15 protein-coding genes are annotated in these 17,506 nt (G+C 68.1%); 13 read left to right on the top strand and 2 right to left on the bottom strand.

The features are described 5' to 3' along the window. The first annotated feature begins 13 nt into the window (after window positions 1-13). From ACQ5BL_RS21930 to ACQ5BL_RS21900, 7 genes are all read left to right on the top strand, one after another. Window positions 14-439: a hotdog fold thioesterase gene (locus tag ACQ5BL_RS21930; RefSeq protein ID WP_243809323.1), complete on the top strand. Its 426-nt coding sequence runs from the start codon at window positions 14-16 to the stop codon at window positions 437-439. A 231-nt stretch (window positions 440-670) separates the two neighbouring features. Then, on the top strand, window positions 671-1,474 hold the full coding sequence (locus ACQ5BL_RS21925; protein ID WP_430293259.1) for an AraC family ligand binding domain-containing protein: 804 nt from the start codon (window positions 671-673) through the stop codon (window positions 1,472-1,474). 44 nt (window positions 1,475-1,518) lie between these two features. After that, entirely contained in the window at window positions 1,519-2,166 is a 648-nt protein-coding gene (locus ACQ5BL_RS21920) for a LysE family translocator (RefSeq protein ID WP_430293258.1), read from the top strand. A gap of 237 nt (window positions 2,167-2,403) precedes the next feature. Further along, window positions 2,404-3,204: an alpha/beta fold hydrolase gene (locus ACQ5BL_RS21915; protein ID WP_207888239.1), complete on the top strand. Its 801-nt coding sequence runs from the start codon at window positions 2,404-2,406 to the stop codon at window positions 3,202-3,204. Window positions 3,205-3,213: 9 nt separating this feature from the next. Then, window positions 3,214-4,074, top strand: coding sequence for an alpha/beta fold hydrolase (locus ACQ5BL_RS21910; protein WP_207888240.1), 861 nt, complete (start codon window positions 3,214-3,216; stop codon window positions 4,072-4,074). Window positions 4,075-4,229: 155 nt separating this feature from the next. Next, the gene (locus ACQ5BL_RS21905; protein ID WP_430293269.1) at window positions 4,230-5,048 is read left to right on the top strand and encodes a DUF4892 domain-containing protein; all 819 of its coding nucleotides are present in this window, start codon (window positions 4,230-4,232) and stop codon (window positions 5,046-5,048) included. A gap of 67 nt (window positions 5,049-5,115) precedes the next feature. Further along, window positions 5,116-6,165 carry an AI-2E family transporter gene (locus ACQ5BL_RS21900; protein WP_207888241.1) on the top strand — a complete coding sequence of 350 codons (1,050 nt, stop codon included), beginning with the start codon at window positions 5,116-5,118 and terminating at the stop codon, window positions 6,163-6,165. Between the two features lie 534 nt (window positions 6,166-6,699). Here ACQ5BL_RS21900 and ACQ5BL_RS21895 read toward each other — a convergent pair. Then, window positions 6,700-7,980, bottom strand: coding sequence for a CynX/NimT family MFS transporter (locus ACQ5BL_RS21895; RefSeq protein WP_430293257.1), 1,281 nt, complete (start codon window positions 7,978-7,980; stop codon window positions 6,700-6,702). Window positions 7,981-8,010: 30 nt separating this feature from the next. Further along, a complete protein-coding gene (locus ACQ5BL_RS21890; protein ID WP_430293256.1) occupies window positions 8,011-8,658 on the bottom strand; it encodes a FadR/GntR family transcriptional regulator in 648 nt (215 codons plus the stop codon). Window positions 8,659-8,912: 254 nt separating this feature from the next. On the opposite strand from ACQ5BL_RS21890, the gene kdpF reads away from it, so the two are divergent. The 6 genes from kdpF (at window position 8,913) to ACQ5BL_RS21860 (ending at window position 17,078) form a co-directional block, all read left to right on the top strand. Beyond that, complete coding sequence (gene kdpF, locus ACQ5BL_RS21885) at window positions 8,913-9,002, top strand: K(+)-transporting ATPase subunit F (RefSeq protein WP_090262021.1); 90 nt, start codon at window positions 8,913-8,915, stop codon at window positions 9,000-9,002. Between the two features lie 8 nt (window positions 9,003-9,010). Beyond that, window positions 9,011-10,705, top strand: a complete 1,695-nt coding sequence (gene kdpA, locus ACQ5BL_RS21880) for a potassium-transporting ATPase subunit KdpA (protein WP_430293255.1) — start codon at window positions 9,011-9,013, stop codon at window positions 10,703-10,705. Between the two features lie 11 nt (window positions 10,706-10,716). Then, complete coding sequence (gene kdpB, locus ACQ5BL_RS21875; RefSeq protein ID WP_430293254.1) at window positions 10,717-12,777, top strand: potassium-transporting ATPase subunit KdpB; 2,061 nt, start codon at window positions 10,717-10,719, stop codon at window positions 12,775-12,777. 195 nt (window positions 12,778-12,972) lie between these two features. Beyond that, a complete protein-coding gene (gene kdpC, locus ACQ5BL_RS21870; protein ID WP_430293253.1) occupies window positions 12,973-13,521 on the top strand; it encodes a potassium-transporting ATPase subunit KdpC in 549 nt (182 codons plus the stop codon). 166 nt (window positions 13,522-13,687) lie between these two features. Continuing rightward, window positions 13,688-16,345, top strand: a complete 2,658-nt coding sequence (locus ACQ5BL_RS21865) for a DUF4118 domain-containing protein (RefSeq protein ID WP_430293252.1) — start codon at window positions 13,688-13,690, stop codon at window positions 16,343-16,345. A gap of 40 nt (window positions 16,346-16,385) precedes the next feature. After that, entirely contained in the window at window positions 16,386-17,078 is a 693-nt protein-coding gene (locus ACQ5BL_RS21860) for a response regulator (protein WP_243809372.1), read from the top strand. Window positions 17,079-17,506: the final 428 nt, after the last annotated feature.

Below are 17,506 nucleotides of genomic sequence, written 5' to 3'. Positions count from 1 at the left end.
CGGGGGGACGGCAATGATCTGGCGCAATCAGCCCAATCTGGAAACGCTCAATGCGAACCTGAAGAACACCATCGGTGAAGTGCTCGACATCCGTTTTGAGGCCTTCGATGACGACTCGATCACGGCCAGCATGGTGGTCGATTCACGCACCCATCAACCCTACGGCCTGCTGCATGGTGGCGCTTCGGTGGTGCTGGCGGAAACCGTCGGCTCCACCGCCAGTTATCTGTGCCTGGATAACAGCAAGTATTACTGCGTGGGCCTGGAGGTGAACGCCAACCACCTGCGCGGCCTGCGCAGCGGGCGGGTGACGGCGGTGGCGAAAGCGGTGCACATCGGCCGCTCGACCCATGTCTGGGAGATCCGCCTGCATGGGGATGACGGCAAGCCCAGCTGCATTTCGCGGTTGACCATGGCCATCGTGCCGCTGGAGCGCTGAGTCTGAGAGGGCTCTGGGCAGGGCGGGGCGTGCGAGATTTGTGCGGGGCTCGGCCAATCGCGGACGGAGTCCGCTCCTACGCTCTCTGCTAATCCGCGCCGATGCGGGGTTTAGTGTAGGAGCGGACTCCGTCCGCGATGTTTTCGCCCAATGCCAGGAGCTGGCGCCGAACAACCTGCCGCTCGCAATTTTGTCCAAGACCCACTGTTCCAGCGCCGGTAAAGTAGGCCCATGGAACGCATCGAACATCACAGCAGCGGCCTGCCCGGCGTCCGTTTCATCGACGCCGAGTACCGTCGTTTCGCCTTTCCCCGGCATTTTCATCTCGACTACCACGTCGGGCTGATGCTGGACGGCTGCCAGCGCTACACCCATCGCGGTGAGCGTTCGCTGGCCGGGCATGGCGACATCCTGCTGATGAGCCCCGAGAGTATCCACGACGGTGCCAGCGAGGATGACGACGGCTATCGCATCCGCGTGCTGTCCATCGACCCGCACTGGCTGGACGACGCCTGCCGCGCCTTCAGCGATGGCCGCCAGGGTGCGCCGCGCCTGACTGCCGCGCAACTGCGCGACCCGCGTCTGCAAGCCGAACTCCAGCACGCCCACTCACTGCTGCTGGGCGGCGAGCGTCTGGCCCAGGAAGGCCAGCTCTGGCAGGCGCTGGCCGCGCTGCTGGAGCGCGCGTCCAGCCTGCGCATCCGCGAGCCGGGGCAGGGCTTCGACGCCGTGACCTGGGCGCGCATCCGCGAATGGCTGGAGTCGCGCCTGGAAACACCGCCCACGCTGGAAGAGATCGCCGCGTTCTGCGACCTCAGCCCCTGGCAGGTGCTGCGCCGCTTCCGCCACCAGTGCGGGCTGCCACCGCACCAGTGGCTCACCCAGCTGCGTCTGGAGCGTGCATTGCCGCGGGTGATCAAGGGCCAGCCGTTATCGGAGATTGCCCTGAGTCTGGGCTTCTACGATCAGGCCCACTTCAGCCGCCTGTTCCGCCGCACCTACGGATTGCCGCCCGCGCGACTACGCCAGCGCTGATCCGCCACCCAATCCCGTTTGCTTTCCCACTGGAGAATCCCGCCATGCAGGAGGTTCACGTCTTGCTCATGCTCACCGCCGTGTTCGCCGTCGCCCTGGTCAGCCCCGGCCCGGACGTCGCGCTGGTGGTGCGCACCTCGTTGCACCAGGGCCGCCGCACCGGCGTGCTCAGTGCCCTGGGGCTGGCCTGCGGCATCCTGGTCCACGGCACCCTGGTGCTGACCGGCGTGTCGCTGCTGCTCAGCCAGTCGCCGCTGCTGTTCAGTGCGCTGCAACTGGTGGGCGCGGCCTATCTCGGCTGGCTCGGCATCGGCGCGCTGCGCGCACTGCCCAAGCCGGGCGGGGCAGGGCGGATTGACGGCGAGTTGGCCGAATCGAAACTCGGCCCCTGGCTGCGCGGCCTGGCGACCAACCTGTTCAACCCGAAGGCGCTGGTGTTCTTCCTGGCGTTGCTCAGTAGCCTGATCCCGGCGGACATGTCCGCACCGGGCAAGGTCGCCGTGGCGGTAATGCTGTTCGGCACCGGCTTTGCCTGGTTCAGCCTGCTCAGCATCACATTGACCCGGCCGCTGTGGCAGCAGCGCCTGCTGCGCGCGGTGCCGGTGATCGATGGTGCTTGCGGACTGGTGTTCCTGCTGGTGGCGAGCGGCATCCTGTTCAGCGTGGTGAATCACGCGGCGCATTGGGTTTGAAGGCAAAGCGGCGGATAACGCGTGCCGCGTTATCCGCCCTACAGTGGGCTCATCGTAGGGCGCATAACCGTTCGCGGTTATCCGCCATAAGCGTCCGGCACAAGGTCGGATCAAGGCAATTCCGCCGGAGCACCATGGACTTTGGCCGTACTGCCATCATTCGCGGCAGCGCGGGTCATTGCCGCGCTCCCGGTGCTGTCGGAAAATTCAGACTGTCATTTCCCTGAGTTCGCCGGCATGTCGCAATCGGTCTTCTTCGCCCACGCCAATGGCTTCCCCTCGGGCACCTACAGCAAGCTGTTCGACGCCCTGGAACCGGATTACCGGGTTCACCGGCTGGACATGCACGGCCACGACCCGCGCTTCCCGGTGAACGCCAACTGGGAAAACCTGGTGGAGGAGTTGCTGCATCACCTCGAAGGGATGGACGAGCCGGTCTGGGGCGTCGGTCATTCCCTCGGCGGCGTGCTGCATTACCACGCCGCGCTGCGCCGCCCGGAGCTGTACCGGGGCGTGGTGATGCTCGATTCGCCGCTGCTGACCTTCGCCGACCAACTGGTGATCCGCGTCGCCAAGCGCTTCGGCTTCATCGACCGTCTCACGCCGGCCGGGCGCACACTGGGCCGTCGCGAAGACTTCAGTGATTTCGCCGAGGCCCTGGAGTACTTCGCCGGCAAGCCGCTGTTCAAGCGCTTCGACCGCGACTGCCTGGAAGCCTATGTGCGTCACGGGCTGGCGCAATCGACGGCGCAGGGGCTGCGGCTGAAATTCGACCCGGCCACCGAGATCAGCATCTACCGCAACGTCCCGCACACCAGCCCCGGCCGGCCGAAGCAGTTGGCGGTGCCGCTGACCATGGTGCGTGGCCGCCACAGCCGCGTGGTATTGCCGCATCATGCGCGGCTGGTGAGCCGCGTTCCGCTGGGCGAGAACCTGTCGCTGCCCGGCGGGCACATGTTCCCGCTGGAGCGCCCGCAGGACACCGCCGCGCTGCTCAAGACCGTATTCGCCCGCTGGCAGCAGCGCACAAGCCAATAAGGAATTGCCATGACCGCCCACGTCCAGGAAATCCGCCTGAACCTGCCGCATATCGAACTGGCCGCCCACCTCTTCGGTCCGGAAGACGGCCGCCCGGTGATCGCCCTGCACGGCTGGCTGGACAACGCCATGAGCTTCGCCCGCCTGGCGCCGAAACTCCCCGGCCTGCGCATCCTCGCCCTCGACTTCGCCGGCCACGGCCTCTCGGCGCACCGCGCGCCGGGTGCCAGCTACCTGCTGTGGGACTATGCCCTGGACGTACTGATGGTGGCCGACCAGATGGGCTGGGAGCGCTTTACCCTGCTCGGGCACTCCATGGGCGCCATCGTCTCGGTGCTGCTGGCCGGCGCCATGCCCGAGCGCATCGAGCGCCTGGCGCTGATCGACGGCCTGGTGCCCTACACCGGCGAGGCGGACACCTCGCCACAGAAGCTGGGCGAGGCGCTGCGCGCGCAACTGGCCCTGCCGAACAAGCGTAAACCGGTGTACGAGATGATCGACCGCGCCGTGGAGGCGCGCATGAAGGGCGTCGGCGCGGTCAGCCGCGAGGCGGCGGAGCTGCTGGCATCCCGTGGGCTGATGCCGGTGCCCGGTGGTTACACCTGGCGCAGCGACTCGCGCCTGACCCTGCCGTCGCCGCTGCGCCTGACCCGTGCCCATGCGCGGCAATTCGTCCAGGCCATCCAGTGCCCGACCAGCCTGGTGCTGGCGCAGCAGGGGCTGCTGGCGGTGGAGCCGGCCACCCGCGAGCTGCTCAAGGATCGCCCCATCGAGGTCCATGAACTGCCCGGCCAGCACCACCTGCACCTGGACGACGAGGCCGGCGCCGAGGCGGTGGCCGCCGTGTTCCGGCCGTTCCTGCAGGGCTGAGAGAAATACCCCGTAGCGCCGTTCGGCTTGACTAAACCGGGGCCTGCCGCGAGTCTGCACGGATCGTTTCAGGGAGATAGTGCATGCTCGACATCCAGACCGCCGCGCGCCCGTGCTGCAAAGGGACTTACCAGGCCGCCGCGCAGAGGCTCCGGATGCCACGTCGGCTGCACGCCCTGCTGCTGGGCGGCCTGCTCGCCGCCGGCAGCGGCAGCTTCGCCGCCGACCTGCCCGACAGCCACGACCTGGACATCCTGCCGCGCTTCCCGCGCTCGGAAATCGTCGATTTCAACCTGGCGGCCAGCCAGGAACGGACCTATCCGCAAGGCTCGATCAGCCGCATCAGCGGGCGCCTGCGCATGGAAGGGGAGGTGCGCGCCGTCGGCAACCTGACCGCCGTAACCTACCGCCTGCCCGATGAGGACTCCAGCCAGAGCGCCTTCGCCGCCGCGCGCAAGGACCTGCTCAAGGCCGACGCCACGCCGCTGTTCTGGTGCGAAAGCCGCGACTGCGGCTCCAGCAACCTGCTGGCGAATTCGGTGTTCGGCAACTCCAAGCTCTTTGGTCCGGACGACCAGCAGGCCTACCTGCTGGTGCGCCTTGCCGCACCCCACGAGAACAGCCTGCTGGCGGTCTACACCATCACCCGCGGCAACCGCCGCGCCTACCTGCACGCCGAACAGCTGGACAGCGGCGCCGCCCTCGGCGAATTGCTGCCCAGCCCGTCCACCCTGATGCGCCTGCTCAAGGCCAATGGCGAGTTGACCCTGAGCCATGTGCCGGAGCAACCCGGCGGTGCCTGGCTCGACCTGCTGGTGCGCACCCTGCGCCTGGACACCGGCGTGCGCGTCGAGCTGGCCGGCAAGCACGCCGGCGACTGGCGCACCGCGCTGACCGCCCAGGGTGTGCTCGATGCGCGCCTGGAGCAGGGCAAGGATGACAGCGACGGTCTGCACCTGACCTGGCTGCGCTGATTCGCCTACGCTGAAGTCTGGCGCTCTGGACAGGGCGTCTCACCGTTTTCGATTTTCTGGAGTCTCGATGTTCGACAATGATCGTCTGCTGCTGCGCCTGCTGTTGATGGTGCTGCTCGCCGCCAGCGTCTGGGTGTTGCTGCCGTTCTGGTCGGCGCTTGTCTGGGCCGCCGTGCTGGCCTTCGCCAGTTGGCCGCTGATGCGCCTGCTCACCCAGTTGCTGCGTGGCCGGGAAGCCGCCGCCGCCGGTCTGCTGACCTTCTGCTGGATCGTACTGGTGGCCTTGCCGCTGATCTGGCTGGGCTTCGGCCTGGTGGACCGGGTGCGCGAGGGCGTCGAGCTGGTGAAGAACCTGCAGGTCTCCGGCCTGCCGCCGCCACCGTCCTGGATGGCGCGCGTGCCCTTGGTCGGCGGTCGCCTGATCGGCTGGTGGAACCAGGTCGACCAGCAGGGCGTGGCGATGTTCTCCGCGCTCAGGCCCTACATGGGCGAGGTCGGCAACTGGGTGCTGGCGCGCAGCGCCAAGCTCGGCACGGGGGTCTTCGAGCTGGTGCTGAGCCTGGTGCTGATGTTCTTCTTCTACCGCGACGGCCTGCGCCTGCAGGCTTTCGCCCATGCCATGCTGCAGCGCCTGATCGGCAATGCGGCGTCGCAGTACATGGAGATCATCGCCGGCACCGTGCAGCGCGTGGTCAACGGCGTGATCGGCACCGCCGCCGCGCAGGCGGTGCTGGCCACCATCGGCTTCCTCATCGCCGGCGTTCCGGGGGCCTTCGTGCTGGGGTTGCTGACCTTCGTCTGCAGCCTGCTGATGGTCCCGCCGCTGATCTGGGGGCCGGCGACGGTCTGGCTGTTCTACCAGGAGAGCTATGGCTACGCCGTGTTCATGGCGATCTGGGGGTTCTTCGTGATCAGTGGCGTGGACAACATCTTGAAGCCCTACCTGATCAGCCGTGGCGGCAACCTGCCGCTGGTGGTGGTGCTGCTGGGGGTGTTGGGCGGGTTGCTCAGCTTTGGCTTCATCGGGCTGTTCCTCGGGCCGGTATTGCTGGCGGTGATGTACAACCTGATCAGTGCCTGGATCGACAGTTCGGATCGGTCGCCGCCGAGGGTTTGATGGCTCGCTTGGGGGCAGGAGTCGTAGGAGCGGACTCTGTCCGCGATGCTCTTGTAGGGCGAATAACGCGTAGCGTTATCCGCCGTCTTGCTCGGTGTTTCTGCGTCGCTTCTGCGTGTGCTGAGAGATTTTGTTTCGCCCCCTCGGGCGAGTTACTTTCTCAAACGACAGAAAGTAACCAAAGGTCTTGCCCCTGCATCCGGGCCCCGCTTCGCGGGACTCCCCTCGTTCCATCGAAGTTTCAGGGGCACGCGTCGACGGGCCATCCCTGGCCCGACGACGCTCTCGCGGCATCCATGCCGCTCAACCCCTGAAACTCCGATTCCACTCGGCCTCCTGAAGGGGCGCCCCGGAGCATGCGGAGGTTTCTCTGGAAGTCTTCAAGAGCTAAAGCCAAAACGTCCGGTGTGCGCCGGACTGGCTCTTCGTAGGAGCGGACCTTGTCCGCGAAGCCCCCCGGCCCGCTCGGAACCGCCGGCAGAGTGCGCTTCGTGATCAAGAACCAGGCGTCCCCCTCGCTCCTACAGAAAAGCGCTATACGTGCTCGCTCTTCGCCCGCACCAACCGATCCCGCCCAGCCCCCAGGCCGAAGCCGATCGCCGCGACCGAAACCACCACGAAGATAACCCCGGTCGCGCCCCAGCCGCCGGTGGCGTCATGCACCACGCCGACCAGGAAGGGCCCGCAGGCCGCCAGGGTGTAGCCCACGCCCTGGGCCATGCCGGAGAGGCTGGAGGCGACGTGGGAGTCCGGCGAGCGCAGCACGATCAGCGCCAGCGCGATGGCGAAGGTGGCACCCTGGCCCAGACCGAGCACCACCGCCCAACCCCAGATGCCCGACAGCGGCGCGTAGAGCAGCCCGAGCAGGCCGGCCAGGGTCAGGCTCATAACGATCACCACCGCCAGGCGCTGGTCCTTGCCGCGGGTGGCCAGCCAGGGGCCGGCCAGCGCGCTGAACAGTTGCACCATCACCGAGCCGGACAGCACCAGCCCGGCTTCGGTGGGGCTCAGGCCCCGGTCGATAAGGATCGACGGCACCCAGCCGAAGACGATGTAGGCCAGCGACGACTGCAGCCCCATGTACAGCGTGACCTGCCATGCCAGCGGCTCGCGCCACAGGCCCTTCACCTTGTACACCGCGCGGTGGGCATGGTGGTTCTGCCGGGTCTGCGGTAGCCAGACCAACGCGGCAAGTACCGCCGGCAGCGCCCAGAAGGCCAGCGCCAGTTGCCAGCTGTCGCCCATCAGACCGGCCAGCGGCACGGTGGCGCCGGCGGCGGTGGCCGCGCCCAGGCACAGCGCCATGGTGTAGACGCCGGTCATGGTCCCGGCGATGTGCGGGAAGTCGCGCTTGACGATGCCCGGCAGCAGCACGCCGATGATGCCGATGCTGGCGCCGGCCACCAGGCTGCCGAGGAACAGCCCGGCTACCGGGAACAGGCTGCGCAGCACGATGCCGGCAGCCAGGGTGAGCAGGATCAGCAGCACGGTGCGCTCGGCGCCCAGGCGGCGGGCGAGCATCGGCGCCAGAGGCGCGAACAGGCCCAGGCAGAGTACCGGCAGGGTGGTCAGCAGGCCGGCGGCGGCTGCCGACAGCCCGGTGCCGTCGCGCACGGTGTTGAGCAGCGGGGCGAGGCTGGACAGCGCCGGGCGCAGGTTCAGCGCCACCAGCACCAGGCCCAGGAGCAGCAGCCAGGGGCGCGGTGGGTTGGCCGGAGGCGTGGGTTCATCGTTGGCTTCGGCGTCGACCAGCAGTTCCTCCGGAGGGCAGGAGCGCTTGTGTTCGGCGTCGCGTGGATCGTGGGGCAGGGACATGGCGGGTATTCCGGCAAAAGGCAGAAAACGTCAGATCAGCAGGGCGCGGTTGGCGCGGGCGGCGGCGTCGGCATCGCCGCGTTCGATGGCGTCGAGCAGCTCGCGGTGCAGCTCGAAGCTCGGCTGCGGACGGCTGGGGTCGCCGATGGTGCGTTCCAGGCCGGCGCGGATCACCTGGGAGAAGTAGCGGTACAGCTCGCTGAGCACCGGGTTGTGGGCGCTGTCCACCACGCGCTGGTGGAACACCAGGTCGTGGGCGATGTAGTCGTCCAGCGCGCCGCCATGGCGTATGGCGGAGGCTTCCAGCGCCTCATGCAGGGCGAGGATGTCCGCGTCGGTGCGGCGTTCGGCGGCCAGCCGGCTGGCTTCCACTTCGATGATGCCGCGCGCTTCCAGCGCCTGCTCCACCGAGCTGCGCGCCAGCACCAGCATGGTGTCCAGCGGGTTGGCGCAGGCGCGCACGTAAGTGCCGTCGCCCTGGCGCACTTCCAGCACGCCGGAGAAGGTCAGCACGCGCACCGCTTCGCGCACCGTGTTGCGGCTGATGCCGAGGGTTTCGGCCAGTTCGGGTTCCGGCGGCAGGCGCTGGCCGAGCGGCCAGCTGCCGTCGTCGATACGCAGGCGGATCTGCTCGAGGGCGATGTCCACCAGCGAGCGCTTCTGAATGGGGTTTGGCATGGAAACATCCAATCATCGGATGAATTTACAGATGCAAAGCCTAGGGCATGGGCGGGACGGCTGGCAAATGTGTCGCCGCCACTGGAACGAGCCGCTCCGGAGGGGGGGCTTCGCTGGCCACCCGCCAGGGCCGCGCCAGAGCAGTTTTTACGCTTTCTTTATGCCTCGCCGGCACCCCGGGAATCGCTCCTTTACGCCGTCCTTGCGGAAAATTTCCATCAGGCGGCAAGCGCCGCGAGAAGGAGAGAGAAGCCATGAGCGTGCTCGACGGAGTGTCCCTGGTCCTGGCCACGGCACTGTTCATTTACCTGCTGGTGGCGCTGCTGCGCGCCGACCGTTCCTAGGAGTGGCCATGAACAGCCATGACGTATTGCTGATCGTCGCCTTCCTGGTGCTGGTGCTGGTGCCGGCGCCGTTCCTCGGGCGTTTCTACTACAAGGTGATGGAGGGCCAGCGCACTTTCCTCAGTCCCGTGTTCCTGCCGGTGGAGCGGGCCATCTACCGCGCCTGCGGCATCCACCCCGAAGACGAGCAGGACTGGAAGGGCTACACCGTCGCGCTGCTGGCCTTCAACCTGGCCGGGCTGGCGCTGCTGTTCGCCATCCTCATGCTGCAGGGCTCGCTGCCACTCAATCCGCAGCACCTGCCGGGCCTGGAGTGGACCCTGGCGTTCAACACCGCGGTGAGCTTCGTCACCAACACCAACTGGCAGTCCTACAGCGGCGAAGCCTCGCTGAGCTACCTGAGCCAGATGCTCGGCCTGACCGTGCAGAACTTCGTCAGCGCCGCCGTCGGCCTGGCCGTGCTGGTGGCGCTGGCCCGTGGCATCGCGCGCAAGTCGACGCACAACCTGGGCAACTTCTGGGTCGACCTGACCCGCGCCACCCTCTACGGCCTGATCCCGCTGTGCCTGCTGCTGGCGCTGCTGCTGGTCTGGCAGGGCGTGCCGCAGACCTTCCTGGATTACGCCCACGCGCTGACCGTACAGGGCGCCGACCAGACCATCCCGCTGGGCCCGGCGGCCAGCCAGATCGCCATCAAGCAACTGGGCACCAACGGCGGCGGCTTCTTCGGCGTGAACTCGGCGCACCCGTTCGAGAACCCGACCATCTGGAGCAACCTGTTCGAGGTCGCCTCGATCATCCTGATCCCGGCCGCCCTGGTGTTCACCTTCGGCCATTACGTGAAGGACCTGCGCCAGAGCCGCGCCATCCTCGGCTGCATGCTGGTGTTGTTCGCCCTCGGCCTGGGCGCGTCGCTGTGGGCCGAGTACCAGCCCAACCCGGCGCTCAGCGCGCTGCCGGTGGAGCAGGTCGCTCCGCTGGAAGGCAAGGAGAGCCGTTTCGGCACCACCGCCAGCGTGCTCTGGTCGGTGACCACCACGGCCGCTTCCAACGGCTCGGTGAACGCCATGCATGACAGCCTCAACCCGCTGTCGGGCATGGTCGCCATGCTCAACATGATGGTCGGCGAAGTGATCTTCGGCGGCGTCGGCGCCGGCCTTTACGGGATGCTGCTGTTCGTGCTGATCGCCGTGTTCCTCGCCGGGCTGATGGTCGGCCGCACCCCGGAATACCTCGGCAAGAAGCTGGAAGCGCGGGAAGTCCGCCTGCTGGTGGCGATCCTGCTGGTGATGCCGGTGGGTGTGCTGGTGCTTGGCGCCATTGCCGCCAGCCTGCCGGGCCCGGCGTCGGCGGTGACCAATCCGGGGCCGCACGGCTTCAGCCAGTTGCTCTACGCCTACACCTCGGGCACCGCGAACAACGGCTCGGCGTTCGCCGGCTTCGGCGCCAACACCCCGTTCCACAACCTGATGATCGCCCTGGCCATGCTGATCGGCCGCTTCGGCTACATCCTGCCGGTGCTGGCGATCGCCGGCAGCCTGGCGGCGAAGAAGGCCACGCCGGTCGGCCCCAACAGCTTCCCCACCCACGGCCTGCTGTTCGTCAGCCTGCTGACCGCCACCATCCTGCTGGTGGGCGGCCTGAACTTCCTGCCGACGCTGGTGCTGGGCCCGGTGGCCGATCACCTGACGCTTGGTTTCTGAGGAGCCCTGTCATGAACGCACAAACCCAGGAATTCGCGCTGAAGAAGGCCGCCGAGAAGCGCCCGACCACCGCGCTGTCCGCCCTGTGGAAACCGGCGCTGGTGCAGGCCTTCGTCAAGCTCGACCCGCGCCAGCTGCAACGTTCGCCGGTGATGCTGGTGGTGGCCCTGACCGCCGTACTGACCACCGTGCTCTGCGCCGTGGGCGGCGACTCGGTGCCCACCTTCGTCGCCGTGCAGATCGCCGTGTGGCTGTGGTTCACCGTGCTCTTCGCCAACTTCGCCGAAGCCCTCGCCGAGGGCCGTGGAAAGGCCCGTGCCGACAGCCTCAAGGCCGGCACCCAGGGCCTGCAGGCGATGCGTCGCACCGCCAGCGGCAACTTCGAGAAGGTCGCCGCCAGCAGCCTGCGCAAGGGTGACGTGGTGCGCGTCGAAGCCGGCGAGCTGATCCCCGGCGACGGCGAGGTGATCGAAGGCGTCGCGGCGGTCAACGAGGCCGCCATCACCGGCGAATCCGCGCCGGTGATCCGCGAGTCCGGCGGCGACCGCTCGGCCGTGACCGGCAATACCCGGCTGGTCTCCGACTGGCTGCTGGTGAAGATCACCGCCAACCCCGGCGAGTCCACCCTCGACCGCATGATCGCCCTGGTGGAAGGCGCCAAGCGGCAGAAGACCCCCAACGAAGTGGCGCTGGACATCCTGCTGATCGGCCTGACGCTGATCTTCCTGCTGGTGGTCGTCACCCTGAAACCCTTCGCCCTGTTCGCAGGCGGCAACCTGCCGCTGGTGTTCCTGGTGGCGCTGCTGGTGACGCTGATCCCCACCACCATCGGCGGCCTGCTCTCGGCCATCGGCATCGCCGGCATGGACCGCCTGGTGCGCCTGAACGTCATCGCCAAGTCCGGCCGCGCCGTGGAAGCGGCGGGGGACGTGCACGTGCTGATGCTCGACAAGACCGGCACCATTACCTTTGGCAACCGCCGCTGCAGTGCGCTGCACACCGCCCCCGGCGTGCAGCCGCTGGAGCTGGCCGAGGGCGCGTTCCTCGCCTCGCTGGCCGACGATACACCCGAGGGTAAATCCATCGTCGAGTTCCTGCGCGCGCAGGTCATCCTGCCGGAGCCGGACCGCAACCGCGTGACGCCGATTGCCTTCAGCGCCGAGACGCGCCTGTCGGGCATCGACTTCGACGGCCATGTGTACCGCAAGGGCGCAGTGGATGCCGCGCTGGCCTTCGTTGGCCTGGATCGCGCACAGATGCCCGAGAGTCTCGCCAAGGAAATCGAGCGCATCGCCCAGAGCGGCGGTACTCCGCTGCTGGTGGTGGCCGACGGCAAGCTGCTGGGCGCCATCCACCTGAAGGACGTGGTCAAGCCGGGCATCCGCGAGCGCTTCGCCGAACTGCGCCGCATGGGCATCCGCACCGTGATGGTGACCGGCGACAACCCGCTGACCGCCGCTGCCATCGCTGCCGAGGCCGGGGTGGACGACGTGATCGCCGAAGCCACGCCGGAGAAGAAGCTGGCGCGCATCCGCCAGGAGCAGGGCGAGGGACGCATGGTCGCCATGTGCGGCGACGGCGCCAACGATGCGCCGGCGCTGGCCCAGGCAGATGTCGGCATGGCCATGAACGACGGCACCCAGGCCGCCCGCGAGGCCGCCAACCTGGTGGACCTGGACAGCGACCCGACCAAACTGCTGGACGTGGTGCAGGTGGGCAAGGAACTGCTGGTGACCCGCGGCGCGCTGACCACCTTCTCGGTGGCCAACGACGTGGCCAAGTACTTCGCCATCCTCCCGGCGCTGTTCGCCGGCATCTACCCGCAGCTGGGCGTGCTCAACCTGATGAAGCTGGCCAGTCCGCAGAGCGCCATCCTCTCGGCCATCGTGTTCAACGCGCTGATCATCGTCGCGCTGATCCCCCTGGCCCTGCGCGGCGTGCGCGTGCAGGCCAGCGACGCCTCGCAGCTGCTGCGGCGCAACCTGCTGATCTACGGCGTGGGCGGGCTGCTGGCGCCGTTCGTGGGGATCAAGGTGATTGACATGATCCTGGTCGCCGTGGGCTTGGCGTAGCGGCTCTTCGTAGGAGCGAGCTTGCTCGCGAACGGATTTCCCGGCAGCTCAGGCGCTCGGACAGTTCGCGAGCAAGCTCGCTCCTACAGGCCGACTCTGAGCTGGCCGGATGCACCGGATAACTCCCTCTCCCTCTGGGAGAGGGCAGGGGTGAGGGTAATCCCTCGCTCCGAACCCAACAGAGGAACACGAAAAATGCTCAACCAACTCCGTCCTGCCATCGCCTCGCTGGTCCTGCTCAGCGCCATCACCGGCATCGCCTACCCCCTTGCCGTCACCGCCATCGCCCAGGTGGCCTTCCACGACCAGGCCAATGGCAGCCTGGTGCGCGATGACCAGGGCAACGTGCGCGGCTCCGCGCTGATCGCGCAGAAGTTCGACGGCGCGCAGTGGTTCCACTCGCGCCCGTCGGCCGGCGATTTCGCCACCGTTTCCAGCAGCGCCAGCAACCTCGCGCCCGGCAACCCGGCGCTGGCCGAACGCATCGCCAAGGATGCCGCCGCGCAACAGATCGGTGGCCAGCCGGTGCCGCTGGCGCTGGTCACCACCTCCGGCAGCGGTCTCGACCCGCAACTGCCGCCCGCCGCCGCGCTGTACCAGGTGCCGCGTATCGCCCTGGAGCGCGGCGTACCGGCGGCGAGCCTGGAGAAACTGGTGGAAGCCAACACCGAGCGCCCGCTGATCGGCCCCGCCGTGGTCAACGTGCTTGCGCTGAACATGGCCCTGGCCAGCCTGCCTCGCTAGACTCCAGCGCCAGTGCCGACCACTGCCGCGGTACCAGGAAGAACGCCGGGCCGTCCGTTGGCAGAGGACGGCTCCCTCTCCCTCTGGGAGAGGGCTGGGGTGAGGTTTTTTTGCAGTCTCATTCCACCCATGAAACGAGCGCCCCGAGTGCTCCAAGGATAACCCCATGACCGACCCCAACCGCGCCGACGCCCTGCTGGCCGACCTGCCCGCCATGGGCCGTGGCCGCCTCAAGGTCTTCCTCGGCGCCGCACCGGGCGTCGGCAAGACCTACGCCATGCTGCTGGCCGCCCAGAGCCAGCTGCGCCAGGGCGTGAAGCTGCGCGTCGGCGTCGTCGAAACCCATGGCCGCGCCGAGACTGAAGCCTTGCTCGCCGGCCTGCCGCAGCAGGCGCTCAAGCGCTCCGTGTATCGCGGCATCACCCTGGAGGAAATGGACCTCGACGGCCTGCTCGCCGATCCGCCGACGCTGGCGCTGGTGGACGAACTGGCCCACAGCAACGCCCCCGGCAGCCGCCACGCCAAGCGCTGGCAGGACATCCAGGAGCTGCTCGCGGCGGGTATCGACGTCTACACCACGGTCAACGTCCAGCACCTGGAAAGCCTCAACGATCAGGTGCGCGACATCACCGGTGTGCAGGTGCGCGAAACCGTGCCCGACTGGGTGCTGCAGGAGGCCTTTGAGCTGCTGCTGGTGGATTTGCCGCCCCGCGAGCTGCTGGAGCGCCTGCGCGAAGGCAAGGTCTACGTGCCCGAGCAGGCCCGCGCCGCCATCGACGCCTTCTTCAGCCAGACCAACCTCACCGCCCTGCGCGAGCTGACCATGCAGACGGCGGCGGCGCGAGTCGACGCCGACCTGGCCCACCGCTATCGCCAGCAGGGCGGAGAGGCCCCGGCTGTGCGTGGGCGACTGCTGGTCGGGGTGGACGGCGAACGCAACGCCGAGCGCCTGGTGCGTCATGCCTGCCGCGTGGCCGAGCGTCGGCACCTGCCCTGGTCGCTGGTGCATGTTGAGACCGGCGAGGCGCGCAGCGAAGAGTCGCGCATGCAGTTGCAGAGCGCCCAGCAGCTGGCCGAGCGCCTGGGCGGCGACGTGGTGGAACTGCGCGGCGGCGAAGTCGCGCGCACCCTGGTCGAACATGCCAAGGAGCGCCGCGCAACCCTGCTGCTTGTCGGCCGTTCGCGGCAGCGCTGGTATCGCCAGCTGTTCGGTGGTGGCCTCGCCGCGCGTCTGCTGCGCCTGGGCGACGGGCTGGAGATCAGCGTGCTCGACAGCGAGGCCGATCTCGCGCCACCCAAGGCGCGCCCGCAGTCGCCCTGGCCCTGGGGCAGCTACCTGCTCGCCGCCCTGGCCGCCGCCGGCGCCAGCGCGCTGGCCTGGGCCGTGGCGAGCGTACTGGAGCTGCCGAACATCTCCCTGGTGTTCCTTGCCGCCGTGCTGCTGGTGGCGGTGCGCAGCAGCCTGGGCCCGGCGCTGGCCTGTGCGGTGCTGTCGTTCCTGGCCTATGACTTCCTGTTCATCCCGCCGCATTTCTCCTTCGCCATCCAGCGCGAGGAGGACGTGCTGACCCTGTTGTTCTTCCTGCTCATGGCCGGCCTCACCGGCAACCTCGCGGCCCGCCAACGCCGGCAACTGCAGGCGCTGCGCGAGACCCAGGAAGAGACCAGCCAGATGCTCGAACTGTCGCGCAAGCTGACCGCCGCCACCGACCGCAAGGCGGTGATGACCGCTGCCGCGCAACAGCTGGGCGGCTGGGCAGGCTTGGACATCTGCCTGCTCGGCCAGGCCCACGGCGAGTGGAAAGTGGAGGGCGGCTTGAGTCGCCCGCTGGACGACCAGGAGCGCGCCGCCGCCGATTGGGCCTGGCAGCATGACCAGCCGGCCGGACTGGGCACCGGCACCTTGCCGAGTGGGCGTTGGTGGTGGTGGCCACTGTCCGGCGAGGAGGGGCCACTGGCGCTGCTGGGCGTCAGCCCGCGCGATGCCCAGCCATTGCCCGGCTCGCGCCGTCGTCTGCTCGCAGCGCTCGGTCAACCGCTGGCGCAGGCGCTGGCCCGCGCACGCCTCGCGGAAGACCTCGAAGCCGCGCGCCTGCATGGCGAAACCGAACAATTGCGCAGCGCGCTGCTGGCCTCCGTCAGCCACGATCTGCGCACCCCGCTGACCTCTATGCGCGGCGCCATCGACAGCCTGCTGGCCCTCGGCGACGCGATTCCGCCCGACGACCGTCGCGAACTGCTGGAAAGCACCCGCGACGAAGCCGAGCGCCTGGACCGCTATATCCAGAACCTGCTGGACATGACCCGCCTCGGCCACGGCGGCCTGAAGCTATCGCGCGACTGGGTGTCGCCCGGCGATATTGTCGGCAGCGCGCTCAACCGCCTGCGCGCGGTGGTCGCCCCGTACCGTGTGGAAACCCATGTGCCACCGGAACTGCCATTGCTCTACGTACACGCCGCGCTGATCGAACAGGCGCTGGTCAACGTGCTGGAAAACGCCGCGCGTTTCTCGCCGCCCCAAGGTCGCCTGCGGGTGGCGGTGGAGCAGGGGGAGGGCGAATTGCGCTTCTCGGTGAGCGATGAGGGGCCGGGGATTCCGCTGGCCGAGCGGGAGAAGATCTTCGACATGTTCTACACCGCCGCGCGCGGCGACCGGGGCGGGCAGGGCACCGGGCTGGGCCTGGCGATCTGCCAGGGCATGGTCGGCGCCCATGGCGGGCGGATCACGGTGGAGGACGGCATCGACGGACGCGGCACCACCCTCGTGCTGCACCTGCCGCTGCAGCAGCAGCCGGACCTGGAGCAGCTTGATGCCGCTGTCTGAAAGGCTCAAGCTGGATGCCCCCAGCCAGCCCGGACTGCCGATGAACGCCAGCGCCGCCACTATCCTGGTCGTCGACGACGAACCGCAGATCCGCAAGTTCCTCCGCATCAGCCTGAGCGCCGGCGGCTACAAGGTGCTCGAAGCCGGCACCGGCGAAGAGGGCCTGGCCCAGGCCGCGCTGGGCCGCCCGGACCTGGTGGTGCTCGACCTCGGCCTGCCGGACAAGGACGGCCAGGACGTGCTGCGTGAACTGCGCGAGTGGTCGCAGGTGCCGGTGCTGGTGCTGTCGGTGCGTGCCAGCGAGAGCGAGAAGGTGCTGGCGCTGGACGGCGGCGCCAACGACTACGTGACCAAGCCCTTCGGCATCCAGGAATTCCTCGCGCGCATCCGTGTGCTGCTGCGCCAGGGGGCTGGTGGCGAGACGCAGGAAGCGGTGGTCGCGGTGGGGCCGTTGAGTGTGGACTTCTCCTACCGCCGGGTGCTGCTGGATGGCGCCGAAGTCTCGCTGACGCGCAAGGAGTATGCGGTGCTGTCGACTCTGGCGCGGCACGTTGGGCGGGTGGTGACCCAGCAGCAGTTGCTCAAGGACATTTGGGGGCCGACGCATACCGAGGACACTCACTATCTGCGCGTCGTCGTAGGCCACCTGCGGCAGAAGCTCGCCGATGACCCGGCCAGCCCGCGATTCATCGTTACCGAAGCGGGGGTTGGTTACCGCTTGCGCGAGAGTTGATCGCACGGCGCTCCTGCAGGCTGACTCTGGTATCACCGTTTTCGTAGGAGCGGACTCCGTCCGCGATGCTCTTGTAGGGCGAATAACGCGTAGCGTTATCCGCCGTCTTGCTCGGTGTTTCTGCGTCGCTTCTGCGTGTGCTGAGAGATTTTGTTTCGCCCTCTCGGGCGAGTCCCTTTTGTCAAACGACACAAAAGGAACCAAAAGGTCTTGCCCCATCATCCGGCCCCGGCTTCGCCGGGGTTCCCTCGCTCCATCGGAGTTTCAGGGGCACGCGTCGACGGGCCATCCCTGGCCCGACGACGCTCTCGCGACATCCATGTCGCTCAACCCCTGAAACTCCGATTCCACTCGGCCTCCTGAAGGGGCGCTTCGGTGTGCGCGGGCGTTTTTCTGGAAGTCTTCAAAATCCAGAGCCGGGGCCGGAG

Source organism: Pseudomonas sp. B1-22, from assembly GCF_050474425.1.
In the GTDB taxonomy this organism is placed as follows: domain Bacteria; phylum Pseudomonadota; class Gammaproteobacteria; order Pseudomonadales; family Pseudomonadaceae; genus Pseudomonas.
The sequence above is the reverse complement of the archived record's forward strand: the minus strand, read 5'-3'. Positions and strand labels throughout refer to the sequence as shown.